Below are 237 nucleotides of genomic sequence, written 5' to 3' on the forward strand. Positions count from 1 at the left end.
CCCAGTTCGAGGTTGCTGCTGGCGGTAACAAAAGTTGCAATCCCTTCCGGGAAGTTGTGCAGGCTGATACCCAGAGTTAATAAAATCGCAGTACGCTTAATGGAACCGGGTAACGGTTGTGTGGTTTTTTGGACTAAATCCTGAGGGTGAGCGTGCGGCAGCAAACGATCCAGGCCAAAGTAGCCCAGCAAACCAACGATAAACATCCCGTAACCCAGCACCGGCGACATTCCCTCT

1 pseudogene is annotated in these 237 nt (G+C 51.9%); it reads right to left on the reverse strand.

Going from position 1 to position 237, the window contains the following annotated elements:
• Window positions 1–237, reverse strand: a pseudogene (locus tag FDX22_RS31040) (zinc transporter ZupT); the annotation flags it as partial.

The organism is Citrobacter sp. TBCS-14, assembly GCF_005280805.1.
Taxonomy (GTDB): Bacteria; Pseudomonadota; Gammaproteobacteria; order Enterobacterales; family Enterobacteriaceae; genus Citrobacter; species Citrobacter gillenii.